15 protein-coding genes are annotated in these 16,303 nt (G+C 71.1%); 6 read left to right on the forward strand and 9 right to left on the reverse strand.

Annotation, left to right across the window (positions count from 1 at the left end; translation table 11 throughout):
* Positions 1–9: 9 nt before the first annotated feature.
* The 6 genes from narI to ADL12_RS40440 form a co-directional block, all read right to left on the reverse strand.
* Positions 10–732, reverse strand: a complete 723-nt coding sequence (narI, locus tag ADL12_RS40415) for a respiratory nitrate reductase subunit gamma (RefSeq protein ID WP_062712788.1) — start codon at positions 730–732, stop codon at positions 10–12.
* Positions 729–1,223 carry a nitrate reductase molybdenum cofactor assembly chaperone gene (narJ, locus tag ADL12_RS40420; protein ID WP_062712790.1) on the reverse strand — a complete coding sequence of 165 codons (495 nt, stop codon included), beginning with the start codon at positions 1,221–1,223 and terminating at the stop codon, positions 729–731. Before narJ ends, narI begins: the two co-directional genes overlap by 4 nt.
* A complete protein-coding gene (gene narH / locus ADL12_RS40425) occupies positions 1,223–2,845 on the reverse strand; it encodes a nitrate reductase subunit beta (RefSeq protein ID WP_062712792.1) in 1,623 nt (540 codons plus the stop codon). The genes narJ and narH overlap by 1 nt, the downstream gene beginning before the upstream one ends.
* Entirely contained in the window at positions 2,845–6,489 is a 3,645-nt protein-coding gene (locus ADL12_RS40430) for a nitrate reductase subunit alpha (protein ID WP_062712861.1), read from the reverse strand. Before ADL12_RS40430 ends, narH begins: the two co-directional genes overlap by 1 nt.
* 416 nt (positions 6,490–6,905) lie before the next feature.
* Positions 6,906–7,721, reverse strand: coding sequence for an SAM-dependent methyltransferase (locus ADL12_RS40435; RefSeq protein WP_062712794.1), 816 nt, complete (start codon positions 7,719–7,721; stop codon positions 6,906–6,908).
* A gap of 114 nt (positions 7,722–7,835) precedes the next feature.
* Entirely contained in the window at positions 7,836–8,699 is an 864-nt protein-coding gene (locus tag ADL12_RS40440; RefSeq protein ID WP_208614714.1) for a helix-turn-helix domain-containing protein, read from the reverse strand.
* A 226-nt stretch (positions 8,700–8,925) separates the two neighbouring features.
* Here ADL12_RS40440 and ADL12_RS40445 point away from each other — a divergent pair, with 226 nt between their 5' ends.
* Positions 8,926–9,351, forward strand: coding sequence for a hypothetical protein (locus ADL12_RS40445; RefSeq protein WP_062712798.1), 426 nt, complete (start codon positions 8,926–8,928; stop codon positions 9,349–9,351).
* Here ADL12_RS40445 and ADL12_RS40450 read toward each other — a convergent pair.
* The gene (locus ADL12_RS40450; protein WP_062712801.1) at positions 9,333–10,163 is read right to left on the reverse strand and encodes a helix-turn-helix domain-containing protein; all 831 of its coding nucleotides are present in this window, start codon (positions 10,161–10,163) and stop codon (positions 9,333–9,335) included. The two genes, ADL12_RS40445 and ADL12_RS40450, sit on opposite strands and share 19 nt — an antisense overlap.
* Positions 10,164–10,193: 30 nt before the next feature.
* On the opposite strand from ADL12_RS40450, the gene ADL12_RS40455 reads away from it, so the two are divergent.
* The 3 genes from ADL12_RS40455 (at position 10,194) to ADL12_RS40465 (ending at position 12,440) form a co-directional block, all read left to right on the forward strand.
* Positions 10,194–11,300, forward strand: a complete 1,107-nt coding sequence (locus ADL12_RS40455) for an ADP-ribosylglycohydrolase family protein (protein ID WP_062712804.1) — start codon at positions 10,194–10,196, stop codon at positions 11,298–11,300.
* Between the two features lie 88 nt (positions 11,301–11,388).
* Positions 11,389–11,691, forward strand: coding sequence for a 4a-hydroxytetrahydrobiopterin dehydratase (locus tag ADL12_RS40460; protein ID WP_062712805.1), 303 nt, complete (start codon positions 11,389–11,391; stop codon positions 11,689–11,691).
* A gap of 5 nt (positions 11,692–11,696) precedes the next feature.
* Positions 11,697–12,440 (forward strand): class I SAM-dependent methyltransferase, encoded by a 744-nt coding sequence (locus tag ADL12_RS40465; protein WP_062712808.1) that lies wholly within the window; start codon positions 11,697–11,699, stop codon positions 12,438–12,440.
* On the opposite strand, the gene ADL12_RS40470 is transcribed toward ADL12_RS40465, so the two are convergent.
* Entirely contained in the window at positions 12,409–12,885 is a 477-nt protein-coding gene (locus ADL12_RS40470; RefSeq protein ID WP_062712810.1) for a hypothetical protein, read from the reverse strand. The two genes, ADL12_RS40465 and ADL12_RS40470, sit on opposite strands and share 32 nt — an antisense overlap.
* The gene (locus tag ADL12_RS40475; RefSeq protein WP_062712812.1) at positions 12,882–13,361 is read right to left on the reverse strand and encodes a hypothetical protein; all 480 of its coding nucleotides are present in this window, start codon (positions 13,359–13,361) and stop codon (positions 12,882–12,884) included. The genes ADL12_RS40470 and ADL12_RS40475 overlap by 4 nt, the downstream gene beginning before the upstream one ends.
* A 39-nt stretch (positions 13,362–13,400) precedes the next feature.
* Between ADL12_RS40475 and ADL12_RS40480 the strand changes: the two genes are divergently transcribed.
* Positions 13,401–14,351, forward strand: coding sequence for a helix-turn-helix transcriptional regulator (locus ADL12_RS40480; RefSeq protein ID WP_062712814.1), 951 nt, complete (start codon positions 13,401–13,403; stop codon positions 14,349–14,351).
* Positions 14,352–14,391: 40 nt separating this feature from the next.
* Positions 14,392–16,266 (forward strand): rhamnogalacturonan lyase, encoded by a 1,875-nt coding sequence (locus ADL12_RS40485; protein WP_062712816.1) that lies wholly within the window; start codon positions 14,392–14,394, stop codon positions 16,264–16,266.
* Positions 16,267–16,303 lie beyond the last annotated feature (37 nt).

Here is a 16,303-nt window from a genome sequence, read left to right on the forward strand (position 1 = left end):
GCGCCCCGCCTAGGATCCGGCCCGCTCCCAGCCCCGCCGCTCCGGCCGCGGCCCCAGCTGCTCGGGGTCGCGGCTGCGATACACCACATACGGCCGGAACAGGTACTGCACCGGCGCGCTGAACATGTGCACCAGCCGGGTGTACGGCACCAGCGCGATGAGCGCCATGCCGAACACCGCGTGGACCTGGTACAGGACTGGGACGCCTGCCATCAGGTCGGGGTCCGGGCTGAGGGTGAACAGGCTGCGGGCCCAAGGGGCGATGGACTGGCGGTAGTCGTAGCCGTTGCCGGAGGTGTGGGACAGCTTGGCGACCATGCCCAGCACGATCGCCGCGACCAGCACGAGGTACATGAGCTTGTCGTTGACGGTGGTCGCGCGGAACACCGGTGCCCGGGTGCGGCGGCGGTAGATCAGCAGCGCGATCCCGCCGACCGTGACGATGCCGGCTGCCGTGCCGCCGTAGAGGGAGAACAGGTGGTAGGTGCGCTCGTTCACGCCGACGGCGTCCGTCCACGACGTGGGGATGAACAGGCCGACGAGGTGGCCGACCAGCACGAACAGGATGCCGTAGTGGAAGGCGGGCGAGGCGATGTTGAGGAGCCTCGACTCGTACACCTGGGATGAGCGTGTGGTCCAGCCGAACTTGTCGTAGCGGTGCCGCCAGGCGAGGCCGGCGACGAGCAGGGCGAGGGTGACGTAGGGCAGGACGCCCCACAGGAGGGTGGTCATGGGCGTGCCCCCGTGGGTTCGGCGGGAAGTGTGGCGCACACGGCGTCCAGGACGGAGGCGTACGGTGTGCCGAAGTCGGTGAGCCGGGTGCGGAGTTGCTCCACGCACTCCCGGTTCTCCAGAAGGAGGCCGGTGTTGCCGGTGCGGGCCGTGAACTCCAGCACCGCGGGCAGGAAGTCGGGCAGTTCCTCGCCGGTGAACTCCAGGCCGTGCGCACGGTAGACGTCCTTGAAGCGGACCAGCGACATGCCGCGCCGCCGGGTGTCGCCGTCGCGCCACCAGCTCAGGTAGAGGCTGTGGTGGTTCTTGAAGTCGAAGACCTGGACGTAGTGGGCGGCCAGCTCCTGTGGGGGAGTGACCATCGCGTGGTCGGTGAACTCGCGTAGTTGCGGGGCGGCTTCACGCAGGAGTGGCAGGCGGGCGCGGAAGTCGTCGTCGGGGTAGGTCAGGCAGAGCGCGGCCGCCTGGTAGAGCACCTCGAAGGACGGCATCAGGCCTCCTCGGTGTCGGCTGTGGGGGTCGTGTGCGCAGGGTCGTCCGCGGTCTGCCGTCGCCGCAGGATGTGGAAGTTCTCCACCGGCATCAGCGGCAGCAGTTTGCGGCCGGAGTCCTGTCCGAAGGGTCCGTCCCCGCCCATCCCGGGCCCGCCGTCGTAGTCGAGGCTGCACCCCTGCGGGAGCGCCGACTCCTCCAGGCGCCGGGCGTCCCCGACGGCCGCCGTCGGAATCACGTACCGGTCCTCGTACTTGGCGATCGCCAGCAACCGGTACATCTGCTCGATCTCGTAGACACCCATGCCCACGGCGGCCGGCACCGAAGGATCCGGCTCCTCACCGAGGTTGACCGCCCGCATGTGGGAGCGCATCGCGGCCAGCTTCTCCAGCGAGGACCGGACCGGGCCGACGTCACCGGCCGTGAACAGCTCCGCCAGGTACTCCAGCGGGATGCGCAGGCTGTCGATCGCGCCGAACAGGTTGCCCGCGTCCTCGCCGTCGTGCCCGGTCTCCGACAGCGCGTCCACCACCGGCGACAGCGGCGGGATGTACCAGACCATCGGCATCGTCCGGTACTCCGGATGCAGCGGAAGCGCCACCCGGTACTTGCTGATCAGCGCGTGCACGGGCGAGCGACGGGCGGCCTCCAGCCAGTCGTACGGGATCCCCGCCTCCTCGCACGCCCGCCGCACCCCGCTGTCCTCGGGGTCGAGGAACACATCCAACTGCGCCTCGTACAGGTCCCGTTCGCTGCGCACCGAGGCGGCGGCCGTCACCTTGTCGGCGTCGTACAGGATCACTCCGAGGTAGCGCAGCCGGCCCACGCACGTCTCCGAGCAGACCGTCGGCAGACCGACCTCGACGCGCGGATAGCACAGCGTGCATTTCTCGGCCTTGCCGGTGCGGTGGTTGAAGTACACCTTCTTGTACGGGCATCCCGTCACGCACATGCGCCAGCCCCGGCACCGGTCCTGGTCGACGAGGACGATGCCGTCCTCCGCCCGCTTGTACATCGCGCCGGACGGGCACGACGCCACGCAGGACGGGTTGAGGCAGTGCTCGCAGATGCGCGGCAGATAGAACATGAAGGTCTGCTCGAACTCGAACCGCACCTTGTCCGAGGCCTGCCTGCGTGCCTGTTCGACCATCGGGTCCAGGTCGCCGTGCGCCGGGGCGCCCGCGAGGTTGTCGTCCCAGTTCGACGACCACTCGATCTTCATCGGTTTGCCGTCGAGCTGCGAGATCGGCTGTGCCACCGGGAAGTCGTCGCCCAAGGGGGCGTCGGTGAGGTTCTTGTAGTCGTACGTCCAGGGCTCGTAGTAGTCCTTGATCTCCGGGAGTTCGGGGTTGGAGAAGATCCCGGCGAGCTTGCGCAGCCGCCCGCCGGCCTTGAGTTTCAGCGCGCCGCGCCGGTTCAGCTCCCAGCCGCCGCGCCAGCGCTCCTGGTCCTCGTAGCGGCGTGGATAGCCCTGGCCGGGGCGGGTCTCGACGTTGTTGAACCAGACGTACTCCATGCCGCTCCGGTTGGTCCACGCCTGCTTGCAGGTGACCGAGCAGGTGTGGCAGCCGATGCACTTGTCGAGGTTCATCACCATCGCTATCTGGGCCATCGGACGCATCAGTACTCGACCTCCTGGCTGCGGCGGCGGATCACCGTCACCTCGTCGCGCTGGTTGCCCGTCGGGCCCAGGTAGTTGAACGCCCAGGAGAGCTGGGCGTAGCCGCCGACGAGATGGGACGGCTTGAGGATCAGCCGGGTCAGCGAGTTGTGGATGCCGCCGCGCTTGCCGGTGGTCTCGGCCTTCGGGACGGCGATCGTGCGTTCCTGCGCATGGTGCATGTAGACGGTGCCGGACGGCATACGGTGCGAGACGACGGCCCGGGCGACGACCACGCCGTTGCGGTTGACCGCCTCGACCCAGTCGTTGTCGACGACGCCGATCGCGTCCGCGTCCCGCGGCGACATCCAGATGTTCTGGCCGCCGCGGGAGAGGGCCAGCATGAACAGGTTGTCCTGGTACTCGGAGTGGATGGACCACTTGCTGTGCGGGGTGAGGTAACGGACCGTCACCTCCCGCTGTCCGTCCGGGCCGAGGCTCGGTTCGCCGAACAGCTTGTTCATGTCCAGGGGCGGCCGGTAGACGGGGAGCGCCTCGCCCAGCTCGTGGATCCAGTCGTGGTCGAGGAAGAAGTGCTGGCGGCCGGTGAGGGTGTGCCAGGGCTTGAGATGCTCGGTGTTGAGGGTGAAGGCGGTGTAGCGGCGCCCGCCCGACTCGCTGCCCGACCACTCCGGCGACGTGATCACCGGCACGGGTGCGGCCTGCGTGTCCGCGTACGTGACCCGCCTGCCCTCGTGGTCGGCCGCCAGGTGTGCCATCTCCTGCCCGGTGCGGGTCTCCAGCGTGCGGAAGCCCTGGGTGGCGAGGCGCCCGTTGGTGGTACCGGAGAGGGCGAGGATGGTGTTCGCCGCCTTCACGGCCGTGTCGAGACAGGGGCGGCCCTCCGGTGTCACGCCGTTCAGCCGCCGGAGGTCCTCGACCTCCTCGTCCGGCTGCAGCGTGATTCCCTTGGCGGGCAGGCCGAGTTCCTCGACCAGCGGCCCCAGTGCGGCGAACTTCGCGCCGATCGCCGTGTAGTCCCGCTCCACGACGGTCAGGTTCGGCATGGTCTTCCCGGGCACGGGGTCGCACTCGCCGCGCTTCCAGTCCCGGACGACCCCGCCCGGCTGGGCGATCTCGCCCGGGGTGTCGTGCTGGAGCGGAGTCGCGACCAGGTCTTTCCGCACGCCCAGATGGTCGACGGCGAGCTCACTCAGCCGCTCGGCCAGCGCCTTGAACGTGTCGAAGTCGGTGCGCGCCTGCCAGGGCGGATCCACGGCCGGGGTGAAGGAGTGCACGTAGGGGTGCATGTCCGTGCTGGACAGGTCGTGCTTCTCGTACCAGGTCGCGGCGGGCAGCACGACGTCCGACAGCAGCGTGGACGAGGTCTGCCGGAAGTCCAGCGACAGCAGCAGATCGAGCTTGCCCTCGGGCGCCTCGTCGCGCCAGGTCACATCCCGCGGCCGTACGTCCTCGGACGCCTCCTCCGCCTGAAGGGAGGAATGCGTGCCGAGCAGGTGCCGGGTGAAGTACTCGGCGCCCTTCGCGGACGAGCCCAGCAGGTTGGCCCGCCACAGCGTCAGCACACGCGGCCAGTTCTCCGGCGCGTCCGGGTCCTCGCAGGCGAAATTCAGGGTGCCCGCGCGCAGTTCGGCCACCGCCCGCGCCACCGGATCACCGAACACCTCGCCCAGCTCCAGCGGATTGCGGTCGAAGGTCGGATAGGACGGCATCCACCCCGCACGCGCCGAGAGCCCGAGACAGTCCGCGCCCGTCATCCCCCGGAACCGGCCCGCACCGAGCGGCGAGGCCAGCACGTCGGCCGTGAACCGGTCGTAGCGCCACTGGTCGGTGTTGAGGTACCAGTACGCCGTGCCGATCATCTGACGCGGCGGCCGTGACCAGTCCGACGCCGCCGCGAGCGTCGCCCAGCCGGTCACCGGACGGCACTTCTCCTGGCCGACGTAGTGCGCCCAGCCGCCGCCGTTGCGGCCCTGGCAGCCGGTGAGCTGGAGCAGGGCGAGGAAGGCGCGGTAGATCGTCTCGGAGTGGAACCAGTGGTTGGTGCCGGCCCCCATCAGGATCATGCAGCGGCCCTTCGACCGCTCGGCCGTCCGCGCGAACTCCCTCGCGATCCGCACGCACTTGGCCGCCGGGACGGAGGTGTGTGCCTCCTGCCAGGCGGGCGTGCCGGGCGCGTCGGCGTCGTCGTACGACACCGGCCAACGGCCGGGCAGCCCGGGTCGCGCCACCCCGTACTGCGCGAGCAGCAGATCGAAGACCGTCGTCACCAGCCGCCCGCGCACACCGCCGAGCTTCGTCGCCGGGACACCACGCCTTACGACGTCCCCGCGCCCCTGCCCGTGCGGTCCGCCCTCGGTGTCGAAGCGGGGCAGCAGCACCTCGACGCCTGCGGCGACCTCACTGCCGTACAGGCTCAACATCGGGCGTGTATAGCCCAGTTCGAGGTTCCACTTGCCGATGCCCGACTCGGCCCAGCGGAAGCCGAGCGAGCCGTTCGGGGCGACCGCGCGGCCCGTCACCTCGTCCAGCACGACCGTCTTCCACTCGGCACTCTCGGCCGCCTTCCCCAGGTCCGAGGCGCGCAGGAACTTCGCGGGGACGTACGCGCCGTCCCGCTCCTCCAGGGTCACGAGGAACGGCAGGTCGGTGAACTGCCGTACGTAGTCCGCGAAGAACGGTGTCTCGCGGTCGACGAAGAACTCCTTGAGGACGACGTGCCCCATCGCGAGGGCCAGCGCGCCGTCCGTGCCCGGGTGCGGGTGCAGCCACTCGTCGGCGAACTTGGCGTTGTCGGCGTAGTCGGGGGCGACCACCACGACCTTCTGGCCCCGGTAGCGGGCCTCCGCCATCCAGTGCGCGTCAGGCGTGCGGGTCACCGGGACGTTCGAGCCCCACATCATCAGATACGCCGCGTCCCACCAGTCGCCCGACTCCGGTACGTCGGTCTGGTCGCCGAAGACCTGCGGGGAGGCGACGGGCAGGTCGGCGTACCAGTCGTAGAAGGACAGCATCGGGGCGCCGATGAGGGAGTGGAAGCGGGCGCCGGCCGCGTGCGACACCATCGACATCGCCGGGATGGGGGAGAAGCCGGCGATGCGGTCGGGGCCGTACGTCTTGATGGTGTGGACGTGTGCGGCGGCGACGATCTCGACCGCCTCGTCCCAACTCGCCCGCACCAGGCCGCCCTTGCCGCGGGCCTGCTGGTAGCGGCGGCGGCGCTCGGGGTCGTTCTGGATGTCCGCCCAGGCCAGGACGGGGTCTTGCAGGCGTTCCTTCGCCTCCCGGTACAGCTCCAGGAGCACACCGCGGATGTACGGGTAGCGCACCCGGGTGGGGGAGTAGGTGTACCAGGAGAAGGCGGCGCCGCGGGGGCAGCCGCGGGGCTCGTACTCGGGGCGGTCGGGGCCGACGCTCGGGTAGTCGGTCGCTTGCGTCTCCCAGGTGATGATGCCGTCCTTGACGTACACCTTCCAGCGGCAGGAGCCCGTGCAGTTCACGCCGTGCGTGGAGTTCACGACCTTGTCGTGGCTCCAGCGGTCCCGGTAGAAGGCGTCCGCCTCCCGCCCGCCGGTCAGCCGGATGCTGTGCAGATCGGGCGCGGGCGTGCCCGGCCGGAAGAACCTGCCGGCCTTCAGCAGCACCGCGCCCGGCTCGACGGGCGGCTCGACGGGCGGCTCGGCGGGCGGCTCGTCGGGCGGTTCGGCCGACGGCTCGGGGGGCGGGGTGGGCGGTATCCGGGTGTCGGTCACAGGTGCTCCCTTGCTTGCCCAGGGCCCGTCTGGCACATTCCCGCCTGCCCCGCGACGCCTGGCACGCACGCTCGCCGCGTTGCCGAACCGCCCACGTGGCTCCTCCCCCACGCTCGAACCGGCTTCGCTCGGCTCGCGCGGGGGCACCCCCATCGAGTTGCGATCGCACGCACCAGACGCCGCGGGGCCCGCCCTCCGGGCGGACGACGGGAATGTGCCAGACGGGCCCTAGTCCCGAACCTAGGGCGGAGCGCGGGAGCGCACCCCTTCACGGCACCCGTACGGGTCCCTGCACGGCCCCGTATGGGTCAGACCTTGCGGGCGACCCCCGCGTACACGGGCACGATGCCCTCCGCCTGGGCCGCCACGTCCTCCGGCTCCGGTCGCCAGCCGTAGACGGGGATGACGCCCGGTCCGAGCAGCTCCAGGCCGTCGAAGAAGCGGGAGAACTCGGCCAGCGACCGGGGGAAGAAGGGGGTGCCGCTGTGCCGGAAGTGGTTCGCCGCCTTCTCGATGGCCTCCGGGCTGAGGTCAGGGGTGACCTGGGACAGGATCAGGTAGCTGCCCGGGGCGAGCGCGGCGACGTAACTGCCGAGCAGGCCGTACACGTCGTCGCCGTCGGGATCGTCGCCCAGGTAGTGGGTCAGCGCGACCAGCGACAGCGCGACCGGCTCGGCGAAGTCCAGCACCTCACCCGCCCGGCCCAGGAGGGCATCGACGTCGCGGACGTCGGCGTGCACGTAGTCCGTGCTGCCCTCGGCAGTGCCGTGCAGCAGCGCCTCCGCGTGCCGCAGCACGATCGGGTCGTTGTCCGCGTACACGACCTTGGACTCCGGGGCGACGCCCTGTGCCACCTGGTGCAGGTTGGGCTCGGTGGGGATGCCCGTGCCGATGTCCAGGAACTGGCGTATCCCGGCCTCGGCGGCGGTGCGCACGGCCCGGTGCATGAACCGGCGGTTGGCGCGCGCCCCGCGCAGGACCGTGCCGTCCACGGCCAGGATCTTCCGGGCCAGCTCCTCGTCCACCGGGTAGTTGTCCTTGCCGCCCAGCCACCAGTCGTAGACGCGGGCCGGGTGCGGCCGGCTGGTGTCGACGCGGGTGGGCGCGGTCTCGGATCCGGTCATGCGGTGTGTTCTCCTCGGTTCTCGGCTGGAACGGAGCTGGGGGAGCCGCTCGGAAGTCGCCGCACGGGGCGCGAAGGTTGCCGCGAAGGGCCGGAAAGGACCGCCGTACGCCGCTCAGAAGTCCTCGCGACGCTCCCGCAGGATCTTCTTCGTGCGCTCGGCCGACGCGGCAGCCGTCGACATGTGGTCCAGGACCTCCAGATGCGCGGCGACCTCCTTGCGGGAGTCGAGATACAGGGCGCCGGTCAGGTACTCGGTGTAGACCATGTCGGGCAGCTCGGGCTCGGCGAAGCGGAACAGGGTGAACGGTGCGTACGTCCCCGGGTGCGGGCCGGAGGCGAACTCGGCGATCTGCAGGGTGACCCGGTCGCGCTCGGCGAACTCCAGGAGCTTGTCCAGTTGGTCGCGCATCACCTCGCCGCGGACACTCACCGGGCGCCGCAGCACCGTCTCGTCCATGATCACCCACAGGTGGGGCGGGTCGGGGCGCTCCAGCAGCCGCTGCCGTTCCATGCGCAGCGCCACATGCCGCTCGATGGTCTCCGGCCCCGTCTGGCCGATCGTCCCGGCCTCCATCACGGCATGCGCGTACTCCTGCGTCTGCAGCAGTCCGGGCACGAAGTGGGGCTCGTAACAGCGGATGATGCGGGCGGCGCCCTCCAGGCTGACGTACAGGCTGAACCAGTCCGGCAGCACGTCGTGGAACCGCTGCCACCAGCCGGGCAGGTTGGCCTCCTCGGCCAGGGTGACGAACGCGGCCGCGTCCGGCTCCGGCACGCCGTACGTCTCCAGGAGCACCTGCACGTACGGGATCTTCAGCGCGACCTCGGCGGTCTCCATCCGGCGTACGGTCGCCGAGGCCACCCGCAGGACCCGTGCGGCCTCGTCACGGCTCAGGCCGGCCGCCTCGCGCAGTTCCTGCAGGCGTTTGCCGAGCACCACCTGGCCCACGGTGGGGGCTGGTCGCCGCTCGCTCACGCCACGTCCTCCCCTACCCGCCGAAAGTACGGAGGCAGTGTGCCATGTTCCGGGTGCCATTGGGGTCGCCACTGAGGGTGTTGTGCTCAGCCCCGCTTTACCCCACAGGTAATCGACCGTGCTGACCGTCCGCGGGATCGTTGGGTCACCGGGTTCCGGGCGGCGCACTCCGTTCCGGAGCCCGGTCCTGGGACCGCAACTCGACCTCGACGGAGGGTGATTCGTCATGTCCGCCACCTCGCTTGCCGTGCTCGCCCGGACTTCCGACCCGCGGACCGTGCTGCGCCGTTTCCTGGCCCTGGACGCGGTGGTGACCGGGGCGAACGGGGCCGCGTATCTCGTCGCGTCCGGCCCGCTCGGCAGCCTCCTCGGCGTCGACTCGACCCTGCTGCTCGGGCTCGGGGCGTTCCTCGCGGTGTACGCGGCCGGCGTCGGCCTGCTCGCCGCACGTGCCCGCCCCGCCGCGTTCCCGGTGCGGGCCGTGATCGAGGCCAACCTCGCCTGGGCCGCGCTGAGTCTCGTCGCCCTCGCGGTGTGGCTGTCGCCGACCACGGCGGGCGCGGTGTGGACCGTCCTCCAGGCGCTCACCGTGGCCGGGTTCGCCGGATTGCAGTACGCAGCGCTGAAGGCACGTCAGGGCATCAGCGACTGAAGGTACTTGACCGTCGCCGGGTCGGCCGGGAGGAGCGTCTCGATGGCCAGCTCGGCGACGGTCACGTCCATCGGGGTGTTGAAGGTGGAGATGGAGGAGATGAAGGACAGGACGCGGCCCTCGTGCTCGATCTGCAACGGCAGCGCGAAGTACGGGACGGGCTCGGCCGGTTCGGCGCCCGGTGTCTCCTCCGGCACCGGGTACGCCGCCACCTCCTCGTACAGCCGGCGCAGCGGCTCGGAGCGGTGCAGTGCGATCTGCCGGTCCATCTGGGCGAGCAGATGTCCGCGCCACTCACGCAGGTTGCGGATGCGCGGCGCGAGACCCTCCGGGTGCAGGGTCAGGCGCATCGCGTTCAGCGGGGGCGCGAGGAGGTGCTCGGGGATGCCGTCGAGCAGCGTCAGGATGCCCCGGTTGGCCGCGTGGACGTTGTACATCGCGTCCACCACGAGCGCCGGGTAGGGCTCGTAGCCCTGGATCAGCCGCTCCATGCCCGCCCGCAAGGCGTCCAGCGCCGGATCGTCCAGCGGGGTCTCCGGGTAGCGCGGGGCATACCCGGCCGCCAGCAGCAGCGCGTTGCGCTCGCGCACCGGCACGTCCAGGTGCTCGGCCAGCCGCAGCACCATCTCCTCGCTCGGCCGCGAACGTCCCGTCTCGATGAAGCTGATGTGCCGCGCCGAGGAGTCGGCCCGCAGCGCCAACTCCAGCTGGCTGACCCGCCGTTGCTCCCGCCAGGCCCGCAGCAACGGGCCCACGCCCTGGTCGGCGGGGGTGGTGGCGGGCGCGGCGTTGCCGGACGGGACAATGGTCATGAGTACGACCGTAGTCGAGGAGTGCGTGGAATGACCGAGCCGTGGATGTCGTCCCTGGCGGGCGAGGCCGTATATCGCGCCCGGGTGCGTGGCTGTCTCCTCGGCGGAGCCCTGGGGGACGCCCTCGGCTACCCGATCGAGTTCAGCTCGCTGGAGCGGATCCGCGCAGCCCACGGCGACCGCGGAGTGACCGGACTCCTCTTCCCCGGCGACAGCGACGTGGCCCGGATCAGCGACGACACGCAGATGACCCTCTTCACCGCCGAGGCCCTCATCCAGGCCCATCGGCGCGAGCGACTGAAGGGCATCGGCGGCGGATGGGCCCTCCTGGTGCGCTGGGCATACGAGCGCTGGCTGGAGACCCAGCGTCACCCCGGCCCCGAGCACGCCGCCCCGCCGCAGAGCGGCGCCCCCGAGGGCGGGCTCATCACCCAGGCCTGGCTGTACGCCCGCCGCGCCCCCGGCAACGCCTGCGTGTCCGGCGTCGCTCTGGGGGTGCCCCCTCTGGGGGAGTATGCCCCCGACCCGGGGCTCGCACTCGACGGCAGGCCCGGCCAGGTCAACCCCGACTCCAAGGGCTGCGGCGCGGTCATGCGCTCGGCCCCCTTCGGCCTCACCAACTCCGCCGACGGGGCCTTCGCCATGGCCGCCCGCGCCGCCCAGATCACCCACGGCCACCCCACCGGCTACTACGCGGCGGGCGCCCTGGCCGCCATCGTGGCCCACCTCGTAGCGGGCGACACCACGGAGGGCGCGGTCCTGCGCACGCTACGGCTCCTGGCCCGCCACCCTGGCCACCAGGAGACCTCGGCCGCGCTCACCGAGGCCCTCGACCTGGCCGAACAGGGCTCACCCACCGCCGAGAAGGTCGAGTCCCTGGGAGAGGGCTGGGTCGCCGAGCAGGCCCTCGCCATCGGCGTCTACTGCGCGCTCGTCACGCCCTCCGTGCCGGACGCCCTGCTGCTGGCCGTCAACCACTCCGGTGACAGCGACTCGACCGGCTCAGTCTGCGGCAACCTCCTGGGCGCCCGGTACGGCGACCACGGCCTCCCGCACGACTGGGTGGAGCGGGTCGAGGGCCGGGCACAGATCGCCGCGCTCGCCGACGACCTGGCGGCCGAAAGCGTGCGCCGCTGACCCGCGGGGAACCCGTCTGATCAGCGCCGCGGCGCCCAGGCTGTGGCAGTCTGAAGACGAACCCCCCACTGCAGGAAGGAACGAGGCCATGCCCCTCGAACCGCTGTCGCAGAAGGAGATCGAGGACCGGCTCGCGGAGCTGCCGGGCTGGTCGCTGGACGGCGACCGCATCGCCCGCTCCTACCGGCTGCCCTCGCACTTCGCGGCCACGGCGATGGTCGTGCACATCGCCCAGGTCCAGGAGGAGCTCGACCACCACTCCGACCTCACCCTCGGCTACCACACGGTGTCCCTGACCGTGAACACGCACACCGTCGGCGCCGTCACCGAGCGCGACTTCGCACTCGCCCGGAAAATCGAGGATCTCGCTCCTGGCCACGGGGCACACTGACGGGTGTGCTGGACTACGACAAGGAAGCGGAGCGGTACGACGCCTCGCGCGGCGGCGAGCCCCGGGCGGCAGCCGCGGCGGAGGCAGTGCTGGGGCTCCTGCCGGACGGGACCCGGCGCCTGCTCGACGTCGCCTGCGGCACCGGCATCGTGACGCGTCGGCTCGCCGCAGCGCGGGACGGCCTGTGCGTGACCGGCGTCGACCTCGCGCCCGGCATGGCCCGGCAGGCCGCCGCCCGCCTGCCCGGCGCCGTCGTGCTGGCCGACAGCCGTCGGCTGCCGATCCGGGACGGCCGGTTCGACGCCGCCAGCAGCGTGTGGCTGCTGCACCTGGCGCCGACCGCCGAGGACGTGCGGACCATCGTTGGTGAGTGCGCCCGGGTGCTGCGGCCCGGCGGGGTGTACATCACCACGGTCGACAAGGCCGCCGCGCACAACGTGGGCAGTGACATCGATGCCGTGCTGGCCTCGCGCCCGCGCCGCCCGGCCCGGGACGAGGCGGCGCTCGTCGAGTCGTACGCCCTCGACCACGGCCTCGTCCCGGCCGGGCGGGCCCGCTTCACGGGCCGCGGCCAGGGACGCAGCCCCCGCCGCACGATCGCCGACCTGCGCCGGGGCTGGTTCGTCGCCCTGCCGCCCGGCGGCGCGCTCGCCGACGGGTTCGCCGCCCGTCTGGCGGAACTCCCGGACCAGGACCGGCCCCGGCCGGACCCGGTGTTCAGCCTCCGGGCGTTCCGGAAGCCCGAGTGAAGTCCATGGTCCAGTTGGTCAGCCAGGTCTGCCCGCCGTCGACGGAGAAGGCCTGCTCCCAGCGGGCCGACGTCGCCGAGACACCCGACCAGACGAACCGCACCCGCACGTCCTTGCTGTCGTAGGTGTCGTCGCCGTAGAACACCCCGCGGTCGCCCTCGAAGCGGCCGATCACCGGCGGGAACAGCTTGCCGCTGCCGCTGGAGGACCAGTTCAACGACCATCGCTCGGTCTCCCGGTCGAACAGGCGCAGCGTCAGCCCCTTCGAGCCCAGGTACGGCATGTCGATCTCGTCGACATTGGCGGCGCCGTCGAACAGCGGCCAGCAGCGGTTCGTGGCCGGGAACTCCTCCCAGTCGCTGTCCGGGTCGAGGAAGCCGGTGCGGCGGCGGTTGAGGACCTCCCAGTCGCCGTGGAAGAAATCGAAGTCGTGCGGGCTGCTCATGTGCGGTCTCCAGTGGTTCCATCGGGCAGGGAATCGGCCAAGTAGGCCGTCAGGTCCGGGACTTCGGGCGTGAGCAGGTGCCGTACCCAGGCGTCCCGTTCGTGCAGGATCGGCGGCAGTTCCCAGACACAGCCGATCCACGGCAGGTCGGGCGTGACGAAGTGGGTCGGGTCGTTGTCCGGGCAGCCGAGCACCGGCTGGCCCGCCGCGGCGCCCTTGAAGTGCAGGACGTTGTCCCACACCCAGCTGTAGGCGTTCAGGTAGGCGCCGTCGTCGCTGCCCCGGTGCAGGACGACGAAGGTCGCCGGGGGCGTGCCGTCCGGCTCCGGCAGCAGCTGCGGCAGGATCTCGTACGCCGCCTTCTCCACCTCGGGCGCGATGCCCGCGGGGTCGGCGGTGACGTGGTAGCGCTTGATGTGCCGCCCGGCCACCTCGATCGGCGGGGGCACGGTGAGCAGTTTCTCGCTGAAGGGCATGTCAGGACGCTAGGACCGGTCCCCTGACATCCTGTGTCAGTGAAGTCCAGCCGACTCGTCTCCATCCTCCTGCTGCTCCAGACCCGCGGCCGGATGACCGCCGCCCAACTCGCCGAGGAGCTGGAGGTGTCGGTCCGCACGGTCTACCGGGACGTCGAGGCGCTGAGCGCGGCCGGTGTCCCGCTGTACGGCGACGCGGGCCATGCCGGGGGCTATCGGCTGCTGGACGGCTACCGCACCCGCCTCACCGGACTGACCGCCGACGAGGCCGAGGCACTCTTCCTCGCCGGCGCCCCCGGCCCCGCGGCCCAGCTCGGCCTCGGCTCCGTCCTGGCCGCCGCCCAGCTCAAGGTCCGCGCCGCCCTGCCGCAGGAACTGCGCATCCACGCCGACCGGATCAGCGGCCGCTTCCACCTCGACGCTCCCGGCTGGTACGCCGACGCCGACGAGACGCCGTATCTCCCCGCGGTGGCCGACGCCGTCTGGAACAGCCGTGTCCTCGACGTCCTGTACCGCCGCTGGCGTGAACCCACCGACGTGGAGCGCCGCCTGGAGCCGTACGGACTCGTCCTCAAGGCGGGTCGCTGGTACGTCGTCGCGGGCCCCGGGCCTCGCACATACCGTGTCGACCAGATCCTCCGACTCGCCGCAGCCGACGAGGAGTTCACCCGCCCCGACGGCTTCGACCTGGCCGCCTACTGGGCGGCGTACCAGCGCGACTTCCACGACCGGCTGCACCGCGAGGAGGCCGTGGTGCGGCTGGCTCCCGGCGTGACCCTCGACCACGCGGCCGATCACCGTACCGATACGGACGGCTGGACCCGGGTCACCGTCCCCATCGAGTCCGTCGACCGCGCCCACGCCGAGTTCCTGCGCCTGGGCACCGGCATCGAGGTCCTCGAACCGCCCGAGCTGCGCGAGAAGATCGCCCGCACGGCCGCCGAACTGGCCGAAATGTACGGCAACTTGGGGTCGAACGGCGGCGACTGAGGGAGCGGAACCCGTCCGTCCTCCCGAGGAGGTACGTCACGTGCAGCACCCGCGCAAGCACCGTAGACGCCGAGCCGCCCTCTCCGCGAGCCTCGCCACGGCCGCCCTGGTCGCCGCCGGACTCACCACACTGAACGGCGCCGGCGTGGCCGAGGCCGCCACCGCCCGCCAGGTCGAGGCCCTCGACCGGGGCGTCGTCAGCGTCCACACGTCCAGCGGCAACCTGGTCAGCTGGCGCTGGCTCGGCACCGACCCGAACGACGTCTCCTTCAACGTCTACCGGGCCGGTACGAAGGTCAACTCCACCCCGGTCACCGGCTCCACGAACTACTTCCACTCCGGCGCCCCCGAACAGGCCGACTACACGATCCGCGCGATCGTGAACGGCGTGGAGCAGGGCGACTCCGTGCATGCCGTCCAGTTCCGTACGGGGTACAAGGACGTCCCGATCAGCCCACCGGCCGGCGGTACGACCCCCGACGGAGTGGCGTACACCTACGAGGCGAACGACGCCTCCGTCGGCGACCTCGACGGCGACGGCGCCCTCGACATCGTCCTCAAGTGGCAGCCCACCAACGCCAAGGACAACTCCCAGTCCGGCTACACCGGCAACACCATCGTCGACGGCATCAAGCTCGACGGCACCCGGCTGTGGCGCATCGACCTGGGCCGCAACATCCGTTCCGGTGCGCACTACACGCAGTTCCAGGTGTACGACTACGACGGGGACCGCAAGGCCGAGGTCGCCATGAAGACGGCCGACGGCACGGTCGACGGGACCGGCGCGGTGATCGGCAGTTCGTCCGCCGACCACCGCAATTCGAGCGGGTACATCCTCTCCGGGCCCGAGTACCTGACCATGTTCAACGGACAGACCGGCAAGGCGATGGGGACGGTCGACTACGTCCCGGCCCGGGGAACGGTGTCCTCGTGGGGCGACTCGTACGGCAACCGGGTCGACCGGTTCCTCGCCGGCACCGCCTACTTGGACGGCGCCCGTCCTTCCCTGATCATGGCCCGCGGCTACTACACCCGCACGGTGATCGCCGCCTGGGACTGGCGAGGCGGCAGCTTCACCCGCCGTTGGACCTTCGACACCAACTCCTCCACCAACACCGGCAAGGGATTCGACGGCCAGGGCTCGCACAGTCTGTCCGTCGGGGACGTCGACGGTGACGGCAAGGACGAGATCGTCTACGGTGCGATGGCCGTCGACGACAACGGCAACGGCCTGTGGACCACGAAGACCGGGCACGGCGACGCCCAGCACCTCGGCGACCTCGACCCCGCGCACGCGGGCCTCGAGTATTTCAAGGTCTCGGAGTCGACCAGCCAGCCGGCGGAGCTGTACATCAACCCGGCCAACGGCACGGTCAACTGGAAACTCGCCGCCTGCTGCGACAACGGCCGCGGCGTCGCCGGGGACATCTGGGCGGGCAACGACGGCGCCGAGGTGTGGTCCGCCTCCGACACCTCCATCCGCGACGAGGCCGGCGCCACCAAGGGCCGCGAGCCGTCCTCCGTCAACTTCCTGTCCTGGTGGGACGGGGACCCCGTCCGCGAACTCCTCGACGGCACCCGCATCGACAAGTACGGCACGTCGTCCGACACCCGCCTGCTGACCGGCTCCGGTGTCTCCTCCAACAACAGCACGAAGGCCACGCCCGTGCTGTCCGGCGACATCCTCGGCGACTGGCGCGAGGAGGTCATCTGGCGCACCAGCGGCAACACGGCGCTCAGGATCTACTCGACGCCGTACGAGACGAACACGAAGATCACGACCCTGCTCCACGACCCGATGTACCGCACGGGCCTGGCCTGGCAGAACACGGCCTACAACCAGCCCCCGCACCCGAGCTTCTTCATCGGCAACGGCATGCCGACAGCGCCCCGGCCGACCGTCTACACGCCCTGAGCCGTGAACGGGGTGGGCGCGTGCCGGCGAACGGCAC

It is taken from the genome of Streptomyces regalis, assembly GCF_001509475.1.
GTDB lineage: Bacteria > Actinomycetota > Actinomycetes > Streptomycetales > Streptomycetaceae > Streptomyces > Streptomyces regalis.